Source organism: Marinobacter sp. UBA3604 (genome assembly GCF_002375325.1).
GTDB lineage: Bacteria > Pseudomonadota > Gammaproteobacteria > Pseudomonadales > Oleiphilaceae > Marinobacter > Marinobacter salarius.
Map to the genome: position 1 here is coordinate 74676 of NZ_DFMB01000061.1, position 21300 is coordinate 95975.

Here is a 21300-nt window from a genome sequence, read left to right on the forward strand (position 1 = left end):
CAACTTGCAGAAAGTCTATAGAGCGGTTCCGGCAGTGTCGTTACCCCGGGAAATTGCTTATTACGCCGCCGTACGGGTTTTTACCCGAGAGTCTGATTTGCACTGAATTCCCCGGATGTGGTGCGGACAATGAATCGAACACTGTGGGAGAATCAGGACATCCTCCTCAGTAAGGTTGTCCACAATAACCATGAGATCCCTCGAACATCTGATCACAGACTTCATCGCTCACCGGGAAGACGGCCAACGTGTGGCGCTGGTCACCCTGATTGCCAATACCGGTTCATCGCCGCGGCCTCTGGGAAGTCAGATGGTGGTCTCCGAGGACGGCCGCTCGGTGGGCTACCTGACCGGTGGGTGTGCCGAATCCGTCATTGTTTCCGAAGCCGTTGCCGCCCTCGAAGCCCAGGCCAACCGACAGATCCGTCTGGGGGTTGGCTCTCCCTACATGGATATTCAGTTGCCCTGTGGCGCAGGGATCGACATTTATATTGACGTGACGTTGTGCGACGAAACGGCACGGCAGATCAACTCGTATCTCAGGTCCCGGACTCCCGTTGCCCTGGATACCTGTCTCGAAACCGGTAGACACCAGACGGTGATAAACCATGACCAGCCTGTGAACAATGGCGTGTTCAGGCGCTGGTATCTGCCACGACGTCGCTTACTGATTATAGGAAAAGGGCCCAATACCGCAGCGCTCGCCAGCCTAGGCGCGGCAACGGATTATGAAGTGGACGTACTATCACCGGACCGCAAAACCCGTGAGGACTGTTATTCGGAGGGGATCGAAGCGAGCGCCCTGACGAGCCCGGAAGTGATTGACGCGGCCCAGGTGGATGCCTGGACGGCTGCCGTCCTGCTATTCCATGAGCATGACTGGGAACCGGCTATTCTAAAGGCATTACTGACCTCGGATTGTTTCTATATTGGCGCTTTGGGCAGTCGCAGCACCCACGAAGACCGCATCTGCCAGCTTGAAGGCCTGGGGCTCGGGAAAGAGGTAGACAGGATTCATGGCCCCGTGGGCCTGGATATCAAGGCGATGACGCCGACAGAAATTGCAATTTCCATTCTCGCTGAGATCACATTCGCCTACCGCTCGGAAAACTCTTTGCCATCACTGATGTCGCGCCGCTCATGCTCTTCACACGCTTCGTCACTCACCTGAAGAGCCAGTTCTGACGTAGGCCACCTTGTGTTATCCAGCGCAATAGCTGAAGTTACAAAACTATGCATTCGCATCGAATGCTGGAAGTTCAATGAACTTTCGCCAATTATCTATGCGAAAAGATCGTTTTTTAGGCATCTGTGCGGGCGGATTGGTCCGGGTTATCTCCCAATCACAATCACCTCCAATCCAGAAACGCATCCTTCACATGCCCCGCCAGCGCGTCGTTGACCGGGTTGCTGCCACTTCGCACCAGTGCAATCTGATACTCCGCCAGCGCCGGCAGCCCTTCCCGGTCGAGTTTTCGTAGCGGCGGGCGCACCAGGCTGACGGGGAACGGTGCAACCGCCAGGTCCGACAACATCGCCGCTTCCTGGCCGAAGCAATTATCGCAGGTGTAGGCAACCCGATAGGAAATATGGGCGTCATCCAGGGCCGTCAGCGCGGCCCGGCGCCATACGCAACCATGGCTGGCAAGCGCCACCGGCAGGGGTGACCGGTTGGCGGCGACACCCCCTTCGCGGCCGGCCCACACCAACGGTTCGGTGTGTACAACTTCACCGCGTCGCTCCTGCCCCTCATTGCCAATGGTGACCAGCACCATATCCAGCTCTCCCGCATCGAGCCGGTCCAGGTTCTGCTGACTGGAGCCAACCACCACATCCACCTGAACCGCCGGATACGAGCGCGCGAACTGCGCCAGTACGCCCGGCAGGATACGGCTCCCCACATCGTCTGAAGTGCCCAAACTGACCCGGCCTTCCAAAACGGGAGAGAGGAACTGCCGGATAGCCTCCTCGTTCAATCGCAGCAGTCGCCGGCCATACCCCAGTAGCACTTCTCCCTCGGGCGTCAGCCGGACGCGACGGGCTTCGCGCACAAAAAGGACATGACCGAGAATTTCCTCAAGCCGTTTGATCTGCATGCTCAGGGCCGAAGGGGTGCGAAAAACCTGCTTCGCGGCCCGGGTAAAGCTTCCGCTCTCGGCAATGGCCACGAAGGTTCTCAATACGTCGGTATCCAGTAGCGGGCCAACCTCGCGGTTAGGCGCAAGTTCGGTACTGTTCATAAGCCACCTTTCAATTTTTCTTAACTCAGATGTTAAATCTTTTCGTTTGTTTGATCAAAGGTGACGTTGCATGCTGATAACCATGCCCCCGCAAACACGCGAGGGCACCCATACTGATGACTGAACTGGAGATTGAAACGATGAGCCATTATCAGGATTTTCGCCGCCCCCAGCTTCGTCCAGACGCCCCCGCCAAGCCCCCGGAGCTGGAGCTTTACATGCCGGCCACCCCGCCACTGGCGTTCATGGCAACGGTTGAGTTCTGGGTCAGAATCTTCCGGCGCAGGCACCATTTTCGTCGCCTGTTCCTGCCTTTGCTGAAGGAAGATGACGAGATGCTGGCGGACATCGGCTTCGAGAGGACGGATATTCAGTGGGCGCTCAATCTCCCACTGAAGGTCGATGCCCTCAAGGCGCTGGAGGCATGTCGCAGAGCGCGGGTTTGTTCAAACGTAAAGTGACTCGATCACATCCGTATACTTCTCATAGATGTTGCTTCTGCGCACCTTCATGGTGGCTGTCACTTCATCGTCGTCATGGTCGAGCTCTTTGGTGAGCAGGTGGAAACGCTTGATCTGTGCCACTTGGGGTAACTGATCATTACCCCTGCTCACCTCGGCCTGGATCAGTTCATTCACCTGCGCCTGTTCTGTCAGGCTGCGGAAGGTGGTATAGGCAATCCGTTGCTGTTCGGCCCACTTGGCCACCGTGTCAAAATCGATCTGTATCAGGGCGGAAACGTATTTCCGGGCCTCACCGATCACAATGCATTCCTTGATATAGGGGCTGGCCTTGATGGTGTTCTCAATCTCCGTCGGCGACAGGTTCTTGCCGCCGGCGGTGATCATGATGTCTTTCAGCCGGTCGACAATCTTGAGCTGGCCATTCCGCCACTCGCCTACGTCGCCGGTATGCAGCCAGCCGTCTTTCAGGGTAGAAGCAGTCGCCGCGTCGCTCTTGTAGTAGCCCTTGAACATGCTGCCACCGCGCATAATGATCTCGTTCTGATCACCGAGTTTGACCTCAACGCCGGCGATCGCGACACCCACGGTTCCCAGCTTCACGTCATCCACCGGCTGTGCGGTTGCCACGCCGGTACTTTCCGTCTGGCCATAGACTTCCAGCAGCGGAACACCAATGGTCCGGAAGAATTCCAGAATCCCGGTGGAAATGGGGGCCGCTCCGGTCATCGCGATGGTACATCGGCGCAGGCCAATGAAATTCTGCAGGGCCCGGAACACCAGCCAGTAACTGAGGCTGTACAGGCCTTTTTCTTTCAGGCTCCACTGCGCCCGAGATTTGGTCGCCATAGGCGAACACGCGCGGATGGCCCAATCGAACAATGCCCGGCGGAAACGCCCTGTTTCCTGGACCTTGATATAGATGGCGGAGTGCAGCTTCTCCCAGATTCTGGGCACGCCCAGGAAAAAGGTCGGCGCAATTTCCCGCAAATCCTCCTGAACGGTCCGCAGGCTCTCGCCAAAGCTGACGGAGCTGCCTGCGTAAACCGGCGCAATGTTGGTTACCGCCTGCTCCGCCACATGGCACAGCGGCAGGTAGGAAAGGCTAGAACCGCGATCGTCCGCCTGCAGCAATTCAATAAGACCGGGAGCGGCAGCGTGAAGATTGCCCCAACTGATCATCGCGCCCTTCGGCCGTCCGGTGGAACCGGAGGTGTAGATCATCAGGGCGGTGTCATCCATCCGCTGGCCATCCAGCAATTCATCCACCAGTCCGGGATGGTCTTTTTCATACTCCCGGCCTCTGGCCTCAATGTCCTCGAACGCCGCCGGGGGCTCTGGATAGTAGCGAAGGCCTTTCATATCAATGGCAATGGTGTGCTTCAATTGGGGCAGTTGGGGCCAGGCTTCCAGCACCTTGTCGGTCTGCTCCTGATCCTCACACACCACAATGCTTGCATCGCTGTGTTCGAGAACGTAGGCCACTTCATTCCAGGGACTGGTCGGGTACACCCCAACACAGATGCCCCGCACCATGCCAATACCCATCTGGGCGATCACCCATTCCACCCGGTTTTCCGAGATGATGGCCACGTGGCCACCCTCCTCCAGCCCCATGGCGCGCAGCCCCAGACCAAAATGCCGGGCGCGGTTGTAGTAGTCCCGCCAGGAATAGGCTTGCCAGATGCCAAAGTCTTTCTGACGCAGGGCCAGGGCATCCGGCCGTTCTTGCGCATGGGCCCGCAGCATCTGGGTCAGGGTCAGATCAGGCAGGGAAGGTGTTGTCATGACAGCCACCGTTTACGGCGTTTATAGTGCTTGATATCGCGGTAACTACGGGCTTCACCTTCCTTGCCGCCCACACCCAGATAGAACTCCTGAACGTCCTCGTTCGCCGTAAGCTTATCCGCCGGGCCGTCGATCACGATCTTGCCGTTCTCCATGATGTAACCGTATGAGGCAATCGCCAGAGACACGGCCGCATTCTGCTCCACCAGAAGAATCGCGGTGCCCTGTTCACGGTTGATCCGCGCCACGATGGTAAAAATCTCTTCCACCAGCAGCGGTGCCAGGCCCAGGGACGGCTCATCAAGCATGATCAGGTCCGGCTGGGCAATCAGCGCCCGGCCCAGAGCCAGCATCTGCTGTTCGCCACCAGAGAGGTAACCCGCCAACTGCTTGCGACGTTCCCTGAGGCGCGGGAAATAGTCATAGACCAGTTCGTAGCTGTCGCTCAGGGAGGGCTTGCTGCCACTGAGGGCGTAGGTGGCGGCAACCAGGTTCTCCTCCACCGTGAGGTCTTCAAACACACGGCGGCCTTCCATGACATGGAAGAGTCCGTTACGCACCAGTTTTTCGGGAGGCGTACCTTTTACATCCCTGCCCCGGAAACGTACTTCCCCGGCGGTCACCTCCCCGTCTTCCAGGGTCAGCAGGCCGGAGACACTCTTCAGCGTGGTGGATTTGCCAGCACCGTTGGAACCGAGGAGCGCCACAATGGCGCCCTCCGGCACCCGCAGCGACAGGCCCCGAAGAACCTGCACCGACTTGTTGTAGACCACCTCGATATTATCGATTTCCAGTAAGGCTTCCATACAGCCCCTCAGTCGAGGTGAATCCAGTCCGATACCGGCTCATAACGACCTTCTTCAGCATTCACCCGCCAGATCCGGCCGACCGGGAAGGACATGTTCCGCACGGTGACCGGAATGCCGATGATGCCGCCAGTATCCCAGTCCTCAATAGAGGCAAGAGATTCTGCCATGTTGTCTCCGGTCAGTTCTTTCCCCGCATCGAGCGTGCGCTTGACCACTTCTGTCCAGACCATGGCATTGAACCATCCCTGCATGTAGCCGGTGGGACGGTAGCCCGCTTCCGGGTCACTCTTCTCCGCCTGGGCACGGAGGGCATCAAGCATGGGCCCGCTTTCCTCGCTGTCGTAATAGTTGTAGGGCATTACGCCCATGTAGCCATCGGCATCCGCTCCCATCTTGTCGATGATCAGTTTGTCCGAGGACCAGAAGGTGCCCATGAACTGGGTATCGAGGCCCATCTGGCGCATCTGCACCATGAACTCGTTGATCGGCGACAGTACGTAGCCATGGAACACAACATAGTCTGGTCTTACCCGGCGAAGCTTCAGAACCTCGGCGGACACATCCACACTGCCGGGCTTGGTCACGATCTCCTCGACAACCTCGATGCCCAGCTCGCCCGCGCGGGCTTTGCCGTTTTCGATGGGGTCCTTACCGAATTCGGTATCACTGTAAACAAAGGCCACGGTAGGCATATCACCGCCTTCACCCTGGGTGGCGATGTACTCCAGAATGATGCCGAACATCTGACTGTAGTTCGGGCCGGGAATGAACTGGTAAGGGTATTGCTCGTTATCCGTCAGCGCAGTGGCGAACGAGGCTCCGCTCATCAGAGTATTGCCCTGGCTATTGAGCTCAGAGGCAATGGCTTTCATGAAACCGGTGCTGTCGCCGTAATAGGTAGCCGGGGAACTGCTACCGGAAATTTTCTTGAAGGCCGCCACCGAACGATCCACCTCATAGGCGGTGTCTTCCATCACATACTCGACCGGGTGGCCATTGATGCCCCCCTGGCTGTTGATCCAGTTGGTGTAGTCGGTCAGACCGGCGTGGATGTGAATACCGGCAAACGCGAACACGCCGGAGAGCGGTATGGAGCCGCCAAACACGACGGGCTCCTTGTCCTGTGACATCACCGGCGCGGCGACTGTCAGCGCAGCAACCAGGCTACCAAGCCCGGCAAGCCGGCGACCTTTTTTGAGGATGTTTCTGAACATGTTCATTCTCCTTGCGGCTTCTTGTTGTTGGTGTTGCACGGGTTCCCGTGAGAGAACCATTAATTCCGGAACGGCCAGAGGCGGAAAAAGCGACGGATACGGTGCCAGATTTCCGCAAGCCCATGAGGTTCAAAAATCAGGAAGCCCACGATCAGGGCGCCAAAAATGATTTCCAGCATCGGCGACATGAACACGGGCGCGTTGGGGTAGAACGGAGTCAGGGCCGCCGTCAGCAGTTTCAGCGCTTCCGGCACCAGGGTCATGAAAGCAGCACCGAGGATGCCCCCCAACAGATTGCCCATGCCCCCCACGATCACCGCCGCCAGATAGAAAATGGACATGGAAAGCGGAAAGCTCTCCGGGGTAACCACACGGTAGAAATAGGCAAACAGGCCACCGGCCACGCCGGCGTAGAACGAGCTGAGCGCGAACGACATCAGTTTGTAGCGCAGAAGGTTAATGCCGAGAATCTCGGCGGAAATATCCCGGTCGCGAATGGCAATAAAGGCCCTGCCGATTCGTGTCCGGAACACATTCCGGGCCGCCAGCACCATCAGCACCGCCAGCGGCACGATGATGAAATACATCATGAAATCACTCTGGAACGTCAGCCCGAACAGGTGCGCTGGCTCCAGGCTCAGGCCACCCATGCCACCGGTGACGGATTCCCACTCGGCAAAAATGAAGTGCAGGAACACGCTCGCGGCCAGGGTAGCGATGGCCAGATACAGGCCTTTGACCCGCAGTGATGGCAGGCCCACCAGAATCCCGACGGCAGCAGCCATAAGCCCGGCCAGCAACAGCGTGACCGGAAACGGTAGGCCGGTGTTGATGGACAGCCAGGCCACCGTGTAGGCGCCAACGCCCATGAACCCCGCCTGCCCCAGGGAAATCAGCCCGGTAAAGCCGGTCAGGATGTTCAGGCCGGTGGTACTGATTACGGCAATGCCAACCAGGCAGCCCAGGTACAGCAGGTAAGAGTCGACGGCAAACGGGAACACCATGAGAATCAGCAGGAAAAGACCCAGCCACAGTTTTTGGGTCTGGCTGGTCCAGATTGCCTCATCGGCCTCGTAACTCTGTTTCGCGTCACCGATGCGCATCTTACACTCGCTCTATTTCGTGGGTGCCAAAAAGGCCGTAGGGGCGGATCACCAGGATCACCGCCAGCACCAGGAACGTTGCCGGCATACGGTACTCGCCTCCGAGATAAGCCCCCGCAACCGTTTCCAGCCAGCCGATGAACACGCCAGCGACCAGGGCACCGAGAATGCTGTCCAAGCCGCCAACGATCACCACCACCAGCACACTCAGACCAATGATCCCGAATTGCGGGCTGAGTCCGCCGGTGGCGGCCACCAACACACCGGCCAACGATGCCGCAAGAGAGCCAAACACCCAGGCCATGTTGAACACCCGGCGCACGTTGATACCCATGGAATAGGCCGCCGCCTGATCCGAGGCCGTTGCCCTCAGGGCCACGCCACCGCGGGAGAAGCGGAAATAAAGCAGATAAATAATGAGCAGGGCCGAACCGATCAGAAAGCCGTAGGCAATTTTTGGAGCGAGGTAAAGCGGGCCAATAAACACCGGCTCCCGTGGCAGAAAACGCGGCAACAACTGCGGGTCGGCGGTCCAGATGAACTCCACCAGGCCCACCAGAATACTGCCGATACCAATGGTGACCATAACGACCGCAATGGGAGATTCGCCCAGCATGGGCCGGATCATGGTTTTCTCGATCACACCGCCGAGAATACTGCCGCCGATCACCGCCAGCGGCAGGGCAATCCAGGGTGATAACTCCATGCCACCAGCAAAGGCCAGGAACAGATAAGCGGCAAACATCATGATCTCGCCAATGGCGAAATTGATCACCCGGGTGGCCTTGTAGATGATTACAAACCCCAACGCGATAAGGGCGTAAAGCCCGCCCATGGCCAAACCGGCGAGGCTGATTTCACCAAAGAACAACCAATCCATCAGGCAACCTCCCCTTCTGGATTGAGCTTTCTTCGCAAACTGTCGATGTCACTGTTGCCCAGATAAGCCTTGATCACCTCGGGGTTGTTCTGAACATCCGCCGGCACGCCTTCGGTAATAACCTGGCCGAAATTCAGCACCGCGATATGGTCTGATATGTCCATCACCATGCCCATGTCGTGCTCTACCATCAGCACGGTAATGCCCCACTCTTCCCGGATATCCAGAATAAATCGGGCCATATCCTCTTTCTCTTCCCGATTCATGCCGGCCACCGGTTCGTCCAGCATCAACACCTTTGGTTGCATGGCTAGGGCCCGGGCAAGCTCAACCCGTTTTTGAAGCCCGTATGAGAGGCTGGCCACCGGCTGGCGTCGTATATGATCGATTTCCAGGAAGTCGATAATCCGCTCTTCCACTTCCCTGCGAACAGCCATTTCCTCCCGGCGGGCCGGCCCGAAATAAACCAGCGCACTGAGCAGTCCGCTCTTCATGTGTACATGGGCGCCAAGCTTGATGTTGTCGAGTACGGTCATACCCCGAAACAGGGCTATGTTCTGGAAGGTTCGGGCAAGGCCAAGTGCGGCTCGCCTCGGCGGCTTGATACTGCCTGGCAACTCTTGGCCATGGTAGCGAATGGTGCCCTGCTGCGGTTTGTAAAAGCCGGAGATGCAGTTAAAAAGCGAGGTCTTGCCCGCACCGTTCGGGCCGATAATGGTCGTGACGGTGTTTTCAGGCACCTGGAAACTGACATCCTGCAGCGCCTTGACGCCACCAAATGAGAGAGACAGGTTACTGATCTCAAGGATGCTCACATTACCTCCCGGCACCCCTGGCGCCGGGCAGACAGGCTCGCGAACACGCCCTGCTGGTACCCATCTCACGCCCGAAGATGATTGTCGTTGTTGTTTTTTCTTGTCATCGGGAGATCCCCGATCCAGATTAAAAGTAGTCCATTCAGGCAACATTGGGCAAACCCTTCTACCCTGTTACCTGTCAGACACCGAAGGGCGCTGAACAAATAATGAAGCCATAGGCCCACCACGATGAGAGAAACATCCACCATGTCAGACTCATTGGTAACCACCGAATTCGACGCCGATACGGGCATTGCAACGATGACTTTCAACCGGCCAGCAGCCCTGAACGCAATCAGTGTGCCCATGGCAGAAGCCTTTCTCGCGGAGGCTCAGGCACTGAAAGACCGGTCAGGCCTTCGATGCATCGTTCTGACCGGCTCCGGGCGCGCTTTTATGGCGGGCGGGGATATCGCCAGCATGACCGGCTCTCCCGAACAGGCGGGCAAAGCCGTCAGCGCCATCCTGGGTGCGGTCAACCCGGCCATCCTCCTGTTACGCAGCATGGACGCCCCGGTGATCGCGGTGGTCAAGGGGGTTGCCGCTGGTGCCGGGCTGAGCCTGGCACTGATGGCGGACCTTGTCATTGCTCAGGAAGACACCAAGTTTTTGCTGGCCTACAACGGCATTGGCGCCATTCCTGACTGTGGTGGTAGCTGGTTCCTGGCCCACAAGATCGGCGTTGGGCGGGCAGCCGAGTTAATGCTGCTGGGCCGAACCCTGAGTGCGACCGAAGCCAGGGACTGGGGCATGATCACTGAGTCTGTTCCGGAAGCCGACTTTGAAAAACGAGTGACTGAGATAACGAGAAACGTCGCGAATGGCCCCACCCGAGCCTTCGGTGCCTTTCGACGGCTTACGGACGGAGCCTGTGGCGATCAGTTGGCTGCCCAACTGGAAGCCGAAAAGGAAGCGTTCCTGGAACTGACCCGGACCGGGGATTTCGCAGAAGGCGTCGCCGCGTTCCTGGCCAAGCGCCCCCCTGAATTTCACGGATCCTGACTGTCAGGATGCTACATCCTGGGCAGCCAACGCCTTGATGTCCGGGTACTCGTGTACCCGAACCTCCGATTGCGCGGGCGCCTGCTGAGCAAGCGCCGACACCTCATTGACCATTGCCCTGGCCACGGTGACCGCCTCAATACCGCGAAACTTTTCCAGTGGGCCGATCAACGCCCGGTTGATGAAGGGCATGGCTTTAATGCCCAGTGCTTCGGCGGTGCGCTGCTCGCTGCGTTCGCCCAGCAGCAGACTGGGTTGGTAGATGGACAGGCAGGGATAGCCCAGCGACTTTATGCCGTCTTCCAGTTCACCCTTCACCCGATTGTAGAAAACGGTGGAAGACGATGAGGAGGCAATGGCAGACATCAGCACGAATACCTGTGCACCGTTTGCCCGGCCAAGCTCCGCCGCTTTCATCGGGTAACCGTAGTCCACTTTACGGAACTGCTCGCGAGAGCCGGCCTTCTTGATGGTGGTGCCCAGGCAACAGACGATGGCATCCACCGCGAACAGATCACTGTGTTCATCCAGGCGGTCGAAATCCACTTCCTGCTGATGCAGTTTTTCATGGTTCAGCGGCAACGCTCGACGCACGGGCGCGACGACCGATGACACGTCTTCCCGCGCCAGCAGACCCTTTAGCACCTGGCCACCGGTCAGGCCAGTGGCACCCAATAGCATCACTTTCATAGAATCTCCCTCAACCACGAAACAACACCCGGACACCCACTAGTATCCAGCACAAACTCCTGCCCCCGCGAGGCACTTTTCAGAGTGCAGTATTCCCCGTCCCGGGACCAGCGGGCGAGGTTACCGTGAAAACTCATCGCGGTGTCCGCCGAATCCGGATAGAAACACCCGGGTAATCGCCATTGCGTGGTCGAAGCGGCATCCGGTGCCGTCAGGCGTTGCCGCTCCTCCAGGCGTCCAAACACCCCGGCACCCGGAAGGCCGGTTGATCGCCCCTCAAGCTGCAGGGCATCGGAGGCCACATAGAGCGTATTGCCACCATCTGGCTGACCATGGAAGTGTGGATGGTAGCGGGCCCACCGAAGGTCACGATCCGACAACTCATCAATGCGGTAAACATCGCCAATCTGGAGCCAGCCCCACAGCCCGTGAAACGGGCGGGCCTGTTTTACAAACTGCCAGCGCCTGCCCTGTTTTTCCACGTTCCGAAACAGACCGAAAAACAGGAACAGATCCCCCACCCCCACCTGCTGTTTACGGAGGTGCCCCTGTGCAGCGCCGGTTTGCCCCAGGCAGGGCCGCCAGCCGGTTTCCCGGGGATAGGCGTCAGCGATCAGGTCCGGGTCGAGGTGAGCCCTTCGGGCGCCACCACGCCGGTTGCCGGTCAGGTCGGCCACCAGCTTGCCAACATTCAGACCATCGTGATGGATATCATGGTAGGTGATCCGGGAACGCGAGTCGGGGATCGGCAGGGTATAGAAAGACCTGTCAGGGAACACCGGGCTGGGACAGCCGCCTGCGGAGGAATCAAAGCCTTTACGGCTGAGGATCAGTTTCATAAACGCATTTTGGAGCAAGGAACGAAGCGCAACCATATCACGCCATTGAAAAGCAGTTTAAACTGACGACAACAACAGACTGGCCCACCCGCTGATTCAATGCCGATCGCCCATGACTGATTTTGAAACCCTGAACACGCTGAAGGCAGGCCTTGAAGCCTGGTGGCACCCGGGCGTTACCGTCCTGCTCTCAATGGCTATCACCTTTCTTGTGTACAAGGGTGTGCTGGCAACGGTTCAACGCTTAACCCGCAGCAAAACAGTTCCCCGCCTGTTTCTGGATGCCTCATCAACCGCTCTGGGCATTGCCATTACCCTGGTGGTGCTCAACGCCATCTTGGAAGCGGCGTCCCAGGACCTGCCTCTGATCAACCACTTCCGCCACGCCGCCACGCTGCTGCTGATTGTGGCCGTCACCTGGGCGCTGGTGCGCTGCACGTCAGCCATCGGCGACGTCATCGTCTCTCTGAATCCAGTCCTGGAAGGCCAGTGGAAACGCGCCCGCAAAGTGGAAACACAAACGCGCTTCCTGGTGAGGGTGCTGAACATTCTCATCGTCATTGTGGGCCTGGGCGCCGCGCTGGTCACGTTCGAGCCGGTTCGTCATCTTGGCAGCAGCCTGCTGGCATCTGCGGGCATTGGCGGCATTATTCTCGGCTTCGCCGCCAAACCGGTGTTGGGCAACCTGTTAGCGGGCATGCAGATCGCCCTCACCCAACCGTTCCGCATCGATGACGTACTGCATGTACAGGGCGAATGGTGCTGGGTGGAGGAAGTCACCGCCACCTACGTGGTGCTGAGGGTCTGGGATTTGCGGCGGCTGGTAGTGCCGCTGCAATGGTTTATCGAAAACCCGTTCCAGAACTGGTCGAGAAACGACACCGAAATGATGGGAACGGTGTTCATCACCGTCGATTATTCCATGCCTATCGAACCACTACGAACCGAGTTTGAGAGGCTGCTGGAACAGGCGCCGGACTGGGACGGGAAGACCAAGATCGTGCAGGTGACCGAAGCCGGCGAGGCCAATATCGAGGTGCGCTTCCTGCTCAGTGCCAGGGACTCAAGCTCACTCTGGAATCTCCGCTGCGCCATCCGCGAGGGGTTGATCACCTTTATACAGGCGCAGTTTCCGGCGCATCTACCAAGGGTTCGTGCCAGGCTGGTGGAAACGCCCGACCAGTAACCCTCACCCCTGTTCTGCCCCGCGCAGCATGGCGTGCAGCAGCTCTTCGGCATCGAATTTGGTCAATGCCTCGTCTGCCCCCACCTGTTTGGCGTAACTCACGCTCATTTCACTGTTCAGGGAGGTATGCAGAATGATGTACGGCTGCTTCAGGGCGTTGCCGCTGTCCCTCACATTGAAGGTCAGCTCGTAGCCGTCCAGGCCGGGCATTTCGATGTCGCTCACCAGGATGTTGATGGGTTTTCCATCGCGGTTGGCGTTCAGCATCAGGTCCAGTGCATCCTGCCCGTTGGTGGTGACAAAATAGCTCACATCCTTGCTGTCCAGGGCGTCCGAGAGCTGTTTGCGAGCCACCTGGGAGTCGTCCACCAGCAGGATATTCAGGCCTTTCAGAGTTTCCCGTTGAACGTCTGTCAGCGTGACTTCCCGGGGGTTTACGGACTCCGGGTACACCCGTGCCAGCAACAGCTCCACGTCCAGCAACTGCACGATCTGATCATCGATATTCACCAGGCCGGTAATGAAGGCACGGTCGCCAAGACTCTTCGGCGGGGGCATAACCTTCTTCCACTCGGTTTCCACGATTTTCCGCACACTGCGCACAAGGAACCCGATTTCCTGGCGCTGAACATCGGTCACGATGATCGAAGCGGTCTTGCGTTCTTCCGCCGTCAACGGCTGGTAACCCACGGCAGCAGCCATGTCGATCACCGGCACGGCGGAGCCGCGAAAGCTCATGGTACCGATCACCGCCGAATGGCTGTGTGGTAGCTTGGTCAGCGGAACAAAGGGCATGATTTCCCGGATTTTCAGGGTGCCCAGGCCGAATGGCCTCTGATTGGTCAGATAAAACAACAGCAGTTTCTGGGGGTGTTTGGTACCCTCGGCCATAACCTCAAACCTGTCAGGAGCTTTGGAAAAAGTATAACAGGCGAAAGATAACATGCCGCCCAAACCGACATTGTAAGATTTTGCAGCCCTTCGGAGGTCGCATCGGCTGCCAGTGAATCCAGCGCTTCCTCTCCCGCGTATCACCTATACTGTTGTCATCGGGAGGCTATTCGATGAAACGCGCCTTTGCACTAATATCGGTATTCCTGTTCTTCGCCGTCATGGCCGTGGGTGGTCATGCCGACGACGACAATATCGATGACGCCATCCAGAACACGATCCTGTCGCAGATTGAAGCCTTCGCCAATGACGACAGGCAAGCTGCCTGGGACCATGCCTCGGAAGGCATCAAGCAGCAATCCGGCTCGATAGAGTCGTTCTACGATATGGTGAAGCTATCCTATGCGCCCGTCCACCGGGCCTCGTCCATTGAGTTCATGGAGCGCATACCCCACCCCGGTTTCCAGATTCAGGTGGTACGGTTGTTGGGGCCGGAGGGCAAACGCTGGATCGCCCACTACCATATGGTCAAGAATGGTGATGACTGGAAAATCGGCGGCGTCGGGCTCAAAGAGGGTCCAAGCTCTATATAATCGCTGACCGGCTAATGGTTTCTGACGCCTATGTCTTTCAGCTCTGTCCGTCCGTAAGATACAGTCCATGAACCTGATTGCCGGCAGAGCCTGAACACCACCTATGAAGAACCTGACCTTCTCCTCTCATTACGCCAGGGCCGTTCTTTATGGCCTGGAGAAGGCCGGTGGCTATTCCGACGAACTGCTTCGCAATAATGGCATCGACCCGGAGTTCATCCACTCGCCACGGGCACGGGTGCCCACGGAACAGTTTATCCGCCTGTTCCGGCTGGTGTGGGGCAAACTGGATGACGAGTTCATGGGCCGTACCACACAGCCCTGCCGCGTGGGGCACTTTCACCTGATGGGATCGTTGGTGGTACACAGCAGCAACCTGGAAGAGGTGATCCGCCAGAGCATTCGCTGCTACCGGCTGTTCTCCGATGACATGGTGATTGAGCTGGACACCCGCGGCGATGAAGTGGAGCTGAGCATCACCCACCGCCATCCGGAACTGGACCCGGACAACTTCCTGGTGGAATGGCTACTGATGGTGTGGCACCGATTAATCGGCTGGCTGATCGGACGCAAGATCGTACTCAGCCACGCCACCTTCCAGCATGATTTGCCCGGACACTTTGACGAGTACCGGTTTGTTTTCCCCTGCCAGTGTTTCTTTAACCGCGACCGCAACAGCCTGTTTTTCAGCCACAATTATCTGGACATGCCGGTGACGCGAACGCCGGAGGAACTGGATGGTTTTATTGAGAAGTCGCCGCGCAACCTGCTGATCTGGACCGATGAGGACGACAGCCTGACAACCCAGGTTCGGCAGATTCTGGAAAACGTGGACGATGATCGCCTGCCCACGCTGGAACAGATCGCCGGGCAGCTGCATATGACCGCCTACACCCTGTCGCGCAAACTGAAGGCGGAGGGCAGTTCCTACCAGAAGATCAAGGACAACCTGCGGCGGGACCAGGCGGTGATTATGCTCACGCGGCAGAACCTGACGGTGTCGGAGATCTCATCACAGCTGGGATTTACCGAGCCCGGCGCTTTTTCCCGTGCCTTCAAGCACTGGACCGGGCTCAGCCCACTGGCCTACCGCAAGCAGGACCAGTAGTTCTTCTTTCTCCGCTTACAGCAGTTCGATCGCGACAGCGGTACCTTCCCCGCCCCCGATACACAGGGACGCCACGCCACGCTTGAGACCACGCTGCTTCAGGGCGTTGATCAGGGTGACCATGATCCGCGACCCTGAGGAGCCGATGGGGTGACCCAGGGCACAGGCGCCGCCATGAACGTTGACCTTGTCGGCATCGAGCCCAAGCTCATTGATGGCGGCCAGGGTAACCACGGCAAACGCTTCGTTGATTTCGAACAGGTCGACGTCGTCGCGGCTCCAGCCGGCTTTCTTCAGTACCTTTTCGATGGCACCGATGGGCGCAAGGGTGAACTCGGCTGGCAGGCGGGCATGTGTCGCGTGGGCGACGATACGGGCCTGGGGAGTGAGGCCGCGCTTTTCGGCTTCTTCGCGGGTGGCCAGTACCATCGCGGAGGCGCCGTCGCTGATGGAGCTGGCGTTGGCGGCGGTGACAGAGCCGTCTTTGGCAAAGGCCGGTTTGAGGTGGGGAATTTTCTCGGGCTTGGCTTTGCCTGGCTGTTCGTCGGTATCCACCACGGTGTCGCCACCACGGCCGGAGACGGTCACGGGGGTGATTTCGTCGGAGAATCCGCCGTTCTTGATGGCCGACAGGGAGCGTTCGAGGGAGGCGATGGCGAAGTTGTCCATGGCCTCGCGGCTGATGTCGTATTTGTCGGCGGTGCGCTGGGCAAAGACGCCCATGAGGCCGCCTTCGTAGGCGTCTTCAAGGCCGTCGAGGAACATGGAATCCATGACCTGCCCGTGGCCCATGCGCATTCCGGCGCGGGCTTTTGGCAGCAGGTAAGGTGCCTGGCTCATATTTTCCATGCCGCCGGCGATCATGATGCTGTTGGTGCCGGCTTTGATCTGGTCGTGGGCCATGATGACGGCTTGCATGCCGGAGCCGCACATTTTGTTGACGGTGGTGCAGCCGCTGGAGTCGGGGATGCCGGAGGCGCGGGAGGCCTGGCGTGCGGGTGCCTGGCCGAGGCCACCGGGCAGTACGCAGCCCATGATGACTTCCTGGATGTCGGCGGGCTGCAGGCCGCTTCTTTCGATGGCGGCCTTGATGGAGATGGCGCCGAGATCCGGGGAGCGCACGGAGCTGAGATCGCCCATCATGCCGCCCATGGGAGTTCTTGCTGATCCTGCGATGACTACATCGTTGCTATTCATGTCTTCAATCCTCTGATTAAGCCTTACCTAAAACCGACCGTGCGATGATTTCTTTCATCACTTCCGAAGTGCCGCCGTAAATTCTCTGCACTCTGGCGTCGATAAACGCTCTCGAAATCGGATACTCGCTGGTGTAACCGTAACCGCCGAACAACTGCAAACAACCGTCGGCTACCCGGCACTGCATTTCCGTGGCGCTGTACTTGGCCATGGAAGCTGTGGGCGCGTCGAGTTCGCCTTTTTCGTAAAGCGCGATGCATTCGTCGACGAAGGCGCGGTTGACGCGGCAGTCGGTTTCCATGCGGGCGATTTCAAAACGGGTGTTTTGCAGTTGGGCCAGTTTCTGGCCGAACAGTTCCCGTTCCTGGGCGTAGTTGATGGTCAGGTCCAGGGCGCCGCGTGCGGCGGCAACGCCGAGAGCACCGATGACGAGGCGCTCGCGGGGGAGTTCGCGCATCAGGTACATGAAGCCCTGGCCTTCTTCACCCAGCAGCGCGGAGGCGGGGATGCGCATGTCGGAGAAGAAGAGTTCCGAGGTGTCGCCGGAGTGCTGGCCGATTTTGTCGAGGTTGCGGCCTTTGCTGTAACCGGGCAACGAGGTGTCGACCAGGAACAGGCTGATGCCACGGGCACCGGCTTTGGGGTCGGTTTTGGCAGCGACGATGACCATGTCGGCGTGTTGGCCGTTGGTGATGAAGGTTTTGGAGCCGTTGAGGATGTAGTCGTCCCCGTCTTTCACCGCGCTGGTGCGGATGGCCTGGAGATCGCTGCCGGCGCCGGGTTCGGTCATGGCGATGGCACCCACCGCTTCGCCGGAGACCATTTTCGGCAACCAGTACTGGCGCTGTTCTTCGTTGCCGATATGGCTGAGGTACGGGGCGACGATGTCGGAGTGCACCATGACGTTGGTGGACAGAGCGCCGAAGCCCATGCGGGCCATTTCTTCGCCCACGACAACGGAGTACAGGAAGGGCGCACCGCAGCCGCCCCAGTCTTCGGGTACGTCGACGCACAGCATGCCGGCGTTGCCCAGGGTGTTCCAGAGTTCCCGGGGCACGATGCCGGAGTGTTCCCATTCTTCATAGTGGGGCGTTACTTCGGTTTCCAGGGCCTTGATGACGGACTCCCGGAACATGTCGAGTTCTTCTTTATCAACAGCGCTGGTCATGGGTGTCTCCCGTCGGTGATTAGTGTGGCCTTGATTGGATAACGGTCAGTCTGTCGCAGTCACGGTCTGAGCGCCATGACATAACCGGGCAGGAAATTTGATAAAAAATAGCACCCCGGGGCCGCATCGCTGGCAGCCCCGGGGTTTATAACGCGCGGTCAGAGGTTTTTGGCGTCGTCCCGCAGCACGAACTTCTGGATCTTGCCGGTGGAGGTTTTCGGCAGTTCGCTGAACACAATGGTCTTGGGCACTTTGAACTTCGCCAGTCGCTCCCGGCAGAAGGCGATGATGTCGTCTTCGCTGACGTCCCCTGCTTCGGGCTTGAGGGTGACGAAGGCGCAGGGTGTTTCGCCCCACTTTTCGTCCGGCCTTGCCACCACGGCGGCCTCGAGGATGTCGGGATGACGGTAGAGTATGTCCTCCACCTCAATGGTGGAGATGTTCTCGCCGCCGGAAATGATGATGTCTTTCAGGCGGTCCTTGATCTCCGCGTAGCCATCCTCATGCCAGACGGCCAGGTCCCCGGTGTGGAACCAGCCGCCGCGGAATGCCTCTTCGGTGGCTTTGGGGTTTTTCAGGTAACCCTTCATTACTGTGTTGCCGCGCAGGAAGATCTCGCCGATGGTGTTGCCGTCTTTCGGCACTGCTTCCATGGTTTCCGGGTCACCCACCATCATGCCGGCCAGGGTATGGTAGCGAACGCCCTGCCGTGCCTTGATTCTGGCCCGGTCTTCCACCGGCAGGTCATCCCATTCGGATTTCCAGGCGCATACCGTGACCGGTCCGTACACCTCGGTAAGCCCGTAAACGTGGGTCACGCGAAAGCCCATGTTTTCGATGGCTTCGATGACCTTTGCCGGAGGTGCCGCACCTGCGGTCATTGCCTGAACGGTATGGCTGAAGCTGGATTTTGCAGCGTCCGAAGCGCCCAGCAAGGTGTTCAGTACAATAGGCGCACCACACATGTGGCTGACTTTGTGTTCGCTGATCAGCTGCAGGATTTTCTCTGGCTCTACCTTACGCAGGCACACATGGGTGCCTGCAAAGGCAGTGATGGTCCAAGGGAAACACCAGCCATTGCAGTGGAACATCGGCAGTGTCCACAGGTACACCGGATGCATACCCATGGACCACACCGCCTGGTTGCCCATGGCGTTCTCATAGGCACCGCGATGGTGATACACCACGCCTTTCGGGTTACCAGTGGTGCCGGAGGTATAGCACAGCGAAATCGCATCCCATTCATTTTCCGGCATTTGCCAGTCAAAGGCCGGGTCGCCGCTGGCCACGAAAGCGTCGTAATCCAGATCGCTCACCTGGGTTCCGGCACCACTGAATTCGGGGTCGTTGACGTCAATCACCTGTGGCGGGTTGTCGAGCATGCCGACGGCTTCGTTGATGACGTCGCCAAACTCCCGGTCGGCAATCAGCACTTTCGCCTCGCCGTGCTCCAGCATGAAGGCGATGGCTTTGGCATCCAGGCGGGTGTTCAGGGCATTGAGTACTGCCCCCAACATGGGGATGCCAAAATGACACTCCAGCATGGGCGGAATGTTTGGCAGCATGGCAGCAACGGTGTCGCCCTTGCCGACACCTTTGTCAGCCAGCGCGGACGCCAGGCGGCGACAACGCTCGTAGGTCTGCTGCCAGTTGCGGCGTGTGGCACCATGAATCACCGCCGGGTATTCCGGGTACACGCTGGCCGTGCGGGCCAGGAAATCCAGCGGTGTCAGTGTGGCGTTATTGGCGTCGGTTGGCTCTAATCCCTTGTCGAAGATGGAGTTCATACTGGTCTCCTGGTGTTGTTATCCAACACCTGACTATAGGGCACAGCCGACGTTTCAGCGAGCCCCCGTAGCCGTTCGACGGGTATCCGGCTGATCCAGCCGCGCCATTTCCGCCAGCAGCTCAAAGGTCTTTTCCTTCATCAGGGCAATGTCCCCCCGGGACTCCACATTCAGCCGCACCAGCGGCTCCGTGTTCGACATCCGGAGATTGAACCGCCAGCGTTCAAACTCAACACTCAGGCCATCAACGTGTCCCACCGATACAGCATCGGCACCATAGATCTCCTCGATCACCGCGAGCAACCGGGCCGGATCATCCACCGTACGGTTAATCTCACCACTGGCGGGGAAAGCGTCAATGCGGGCGTCGATCAGTGACGATAGCGGCTGCCCGGTCTGGCACAGACGTTCGGCAACCAGAAGCCACGGAATCATGCCGCTGTCGCAGTAGGCGAAGTCCCGGAAGTAGTGGTGGGCGCTCATTTCACCCCCATACAGGGCATCTTCCTCGCGCATGCGCTGTTTGATGAACGCGTGTCCGGTTTTGCTTTCGATGGGCGTTCCGCCAGCCTTTCGGACCAACTCCTGGGTGTTCCAGGTCAGCCGCGGGTCGTGAATGATCTTGCCGCCATCCACCTTCTGCAGGAACTGGTCCGCCAACAGGCCCACGATGTAATAACCTTCGATAAATCGGCCGTTTTCGTCGAAGAAGAAACAACGGTCGTAGTCACCGTCCCAGGCGATCCCCATATCCGCCCCTTCGCGCAGAACCGCCTCGGCGGTGACCGCTCGGTTTTCCTCAAGCAGGGGATTGGGAACTCCGTTCGGAAAGTGCCCGTCCGGTTCGTGATGCAGCCGCACGAAATCAAAGGGCAACCATCGCGACAACGCGTCGATGACCGGGCCCGCACCGCCATTGCCCGCGTTAACCACCACCTTCAGAGGGGTAATCGTGGTGCCATCGATGTATCCCAGCAAATGATGGATATAGTCGGCCTCCACTGAAAGGCTCTCTGAGCGTCCGGGAACGGCGGCATCCATAAACGGCTGGGACACCCTGTCGCGGATGGTATTCAAGCCGTTATCCGAGCTGATGGGGCGCGATTCAAGACCGACCAGCTTCATGCCATTGTGGTCCTTTGGATTGTGACTGGCCGTCACCATGATGCCGCCATCCATGCTGTAATGACTGGTGGCAAAGTAGATCTGCTCGGTACCGCAAAGACCGATGTCATAGACATCCGCCCCGGCCGCCTTGAGCCCGGCAGTCAATGCCGCCGAGATTTCCGGGCTCGATAGCCGGATGTCGTAACCCACCACAACCCGGCGGGCGCTTGTCAGCTCCACATACGCACGTCCGATTCGCTCCGCCAGCTCAGGATTCAACTGCTCGGGAACCTGCCCACGCAGGTCATAGGCTTTAAAACAGGACACGTCCATAACTGTTTCTCCGTCTAACCTTCGATCAATAACGCGGCCCGCTGTGC

20 protein-coding genes are annotated in these 21300 nt (G+C 58.6%); 6 read left to right on the forward strand and 14 right to left on the reverse strand.

Annotated features, from left to right (window positions below; translation table 11 throughout):
• Nucleotides 1-190 precede the first annotated feature (190 nt).
• Nucleotides 191-1171, forward strand: a complete 981-nt coding sequence (locus tag B2590_RS17085) for an XdhC family protein (protein WP_126810707.1) — start codon at nt 191-193, stop codon at nt 1169-1171.
• A 178-nt stretch (nt 1172-1349) separates the two neighbouring features.
• On the opposite strand, the gene B2590_RS17090 is transcribed toward B2590_RS17085, so the two are convergent.
• Nucleotides 1350-2240: a LysR family transcriptional regulator gene (locus B2590_RS17090; protein ID WP_075195350.1), complete on the reverse strand. Its 891-nt coding sequence runs from the start codon at nt 2238-2240 to the stop codon at nt 1350-1352.
• A gap of 116 nt (nt 2241-2356) precedes the next feature.
• On the opposite strand from B2590_RS17090, the gene B2590_RS17095 reads away from it, so the two are divergent.
• Complete coding sequence (locus B2590_RS17095; protein ID WP_051946521.1) at nt 2357-2701, forward strand: DUF1127 domain-containing protein; 345 nt, start codon at nt 2357-2359, stop codon at nt 2699-2701.
• On the opposite strand, the gene B2590_RS17100 is transcribed toward B2590_RS17095, so the two are convergent.
• Genes B2590_RS17100 through B2590_RS17125 form a run of 6 tightly spaced genes read right to left on the reverse strand, consistent with a single transcriptional unit; the run spans nt 2687 to nt 9310 of the window.
• Complete coding sequence (locus B2590_RS17100; protein ID WP_036202736.1) at nt 2687-4489, reverse strand: AMP-dependent synthetase/ligase; 1803 nt, start codon at nt 4487-4489, stop codon at nt 2687-2689. The two genes, B2590_RS17095 and B2590_RS17100, sit on opposite strands and share 15 nt — an antisense overlap.
• Entirely contained in the window at nt 4486-5295 is an 810-nt protein-coding gene (locus B2590_RS17105) for an ABC transporter ATP-binding protein (protein WP_036202733.1), read from the reverse strand. Before B2590_RS17105 ends, B2590_RS17100 begins: the two co-directional genes overlap by 4 nt.
• An 8-nt stretch (nt 5296-5303) precedes the next feature.
• The gene (locus B2590_RS17110; RefSeq protein WP_075195351.1) at nt 5304-6512 is read right to left on the reverse strand and encodes an ABC transporter substrate-binding protein; all 1209 of its coding nucleotides are present in this window, start codon (nt 6510-6512) and stop codon (nt 5304-5306) included.
• Nucleotides 6513-6571: 59 nt separating this feature from the next.
• Entirely contained in the window at nt 6572-7615 is a 1044-nt protein-coding gene (locus B2590_RS17115; RefSeq protein WP_036202730.1) for a branched-chain amino acid ABC transporter permease, read from the reverse strand.
• A 1-nt stretch (nt 7616) separates the two neighbouring features.
• Complete coding sequence (locus tag B2590_RS17120) at nt 7617-8495, reverse strand: branched-chain amino acid ABC transporter permease (RefSeq protein ID WP_286812020.1); 879 nt, start codon at nt 8493-8495, stop codon at nt 7617-7619.
• Entirely contained in the window at nt 8495-9310 is an 816-nt protein-coding gene (locus B2590_RS17125; RefSeq protein ID WP_091643347.1) for an ABC transporter ATP-binding protein, read from the reverse strand. Before B2590_RS17125 ends, B2590_RS17120 begins: the two co-directional genes overlap by 1 nt.
• A 231-nt stretch (nt 9311-9541) precedes the next feature.
• On the opposite strand from B2590_RS17125, the gene B2590_RS17130 reads away from it, so the two are divergent.
• The gene (locus B2590_RS17130) at nt 9542-10354 is read left to right on the forward strand and encodes an enoyl-CoA hydratase/isomerase family protein (protein ID WP_286848023.1); all 813 of its coding nucleotides are present in this window, start codon (nt 9542-9544) and stop codon (nt 10352-10354) included.
• Between the two features lie 3 nt (nt 10355-10357).
• On the opposite strand, the gene B2590_RS17135 is transcribed toward B2590_RS17130, so the two are convergent.
• Together B2590_RS17135 and B2590_RS17140 are read right to left on the reverse strand one after the other, a co-directional pair.
• Nucleotides 10358-11044 carry an NAD-dependent epimerase/dehydratase family protein gene (locus B2590_RS17135; protein WP_286812018.1) on the reverse strand — a complete coding sequence of 229 codons (687 nt, stop codon included), beginning with the start codon at nt 11042-11044 and terminating at the stop codon, nt 10358-10360.
• Nucleotides 11041-11883, reverse strand: coding sequence for a hypothetical protein (locus tag B2590_RS17140; protein ID WP_286812017.1), 843 nt, complete (start codon nt 11881-11883; stop codon nt 11041-11043). The genes B2590_RS17135 and B2590_RS17140 overlap by 4 nt, the downstream gene beginning before the upstream one ends.
• A gap of 112 nt (nt 11884-11995) precedes the next feature.
• Here B2590_RS17140 and B2590_RS17145 point away from each other — a divergent pair, with 112 nt between their 5' ends.
• Nucleotides 11996-13069, forward strand: a complete 1074-nt coding sequence (locus tag B2590_RS17145) for a mechanosensitive ion channel family protein (protein WP_126810712.1) — start codon at nt 11996-11998, stop codon at nt 13067-13069.
• 3 nt (nt 13070-13072) lie between these two features.
• Here B2590_RS17145 and B2590_RS17150 read toward each other — a convergent pair whose 3' ends face one another.
• The gene (locus B2590_RS17150) at nt 13073-13960 is read right to left on the reverse strand and encodes a chemotaxis protein (protein WP_091643333.1); all 888 of its coding nucleotides are present in this window, start codon (nt 13958-13960) and stop codon (nt 13073-13075) included.
• A gap of 173 nt (nt 13961-14133) precedes the next feature.
• Here B2590_RS17150 and B2590_RS17155 point away from each other — a divergent pair, with 173 nt between their 5' ends.
• Together B2590_RS17155 and B2590_RS17160 are read left to right on the forward strand one after the other, a co-directional pair.
• Nucleotides 14134-14553: a DUF4864 domain-containing protein gene (locus B2590_RS17155; protein ID WP_127402266.1), complete on the forward strand. Its 420-nt coding sequence runs from the start codon at nt 14134-14136 to the stop codon at nt 14551-14553.
• A 103-nt stretch (nt 14554-14656) separates the two neighbouring features.
• Nucleotides 14657-15661, forward strand: a complete 1005-nt coding sequence (locus B2590_RS17160; protein WP_041334426.1) for an AraC family transcriptional regulator — start codon at nt 14657-14659, stop codon at nt 15659-15661.
• Between the two features lie 15 nt (nt 15662-15676).
• Here B2590_RS17160 and B2590_RS17165 read toward each other — a convergent pair whose 3' ends face one another.
• From B2590_RS17165 to B2590_RS17180, 4 genes are all read right to left on the reverse strand, one after another.
• Entirely contained in the window at nt 15677-16858 is a 1182-nt protein-coding gene (locus B2590_RS17165; RefSeq protein ID WP_127402267.1) for a thiolase family protein, read from the reverse strand.
• Between the two features lie 16 nt (nt 16859-16874).
• Complete coding sequence (locus tag B2590_RS17170; RefSeq protein WP_036202699.1) at nt 16875-18026, reverse strand: acyl-CoA dehydrogenase family protein; 1152 nt, start codon at nt 18024-18026, stop codon at nt 16875-16877.
• Between the two features lie 158 nt (nt 18027-18184).
• Entirely contained in the window at nt 18185-19813 is a 1629-nt protein-coding gene (locus B2590_RS17175) for an acyl-CoA synthetase (RefSeq protein WP_126810713.1), read from the reverse strand.
• Between the two features lie 54 nt (nt 19814-19867).
• Nucleotides 19868-21253 (reverse strand): phosphomannomutase, encoded by a 1386-nt coding sequence (locus B2590_RS17180; protein ID WP_127402268.1) that lies wholly within the window; start codon nt 21251-21253, stop codon nt 19868-19870.
• Between the last annotated feature and the right edge of the window lie 47 nt (nt 21254-21300).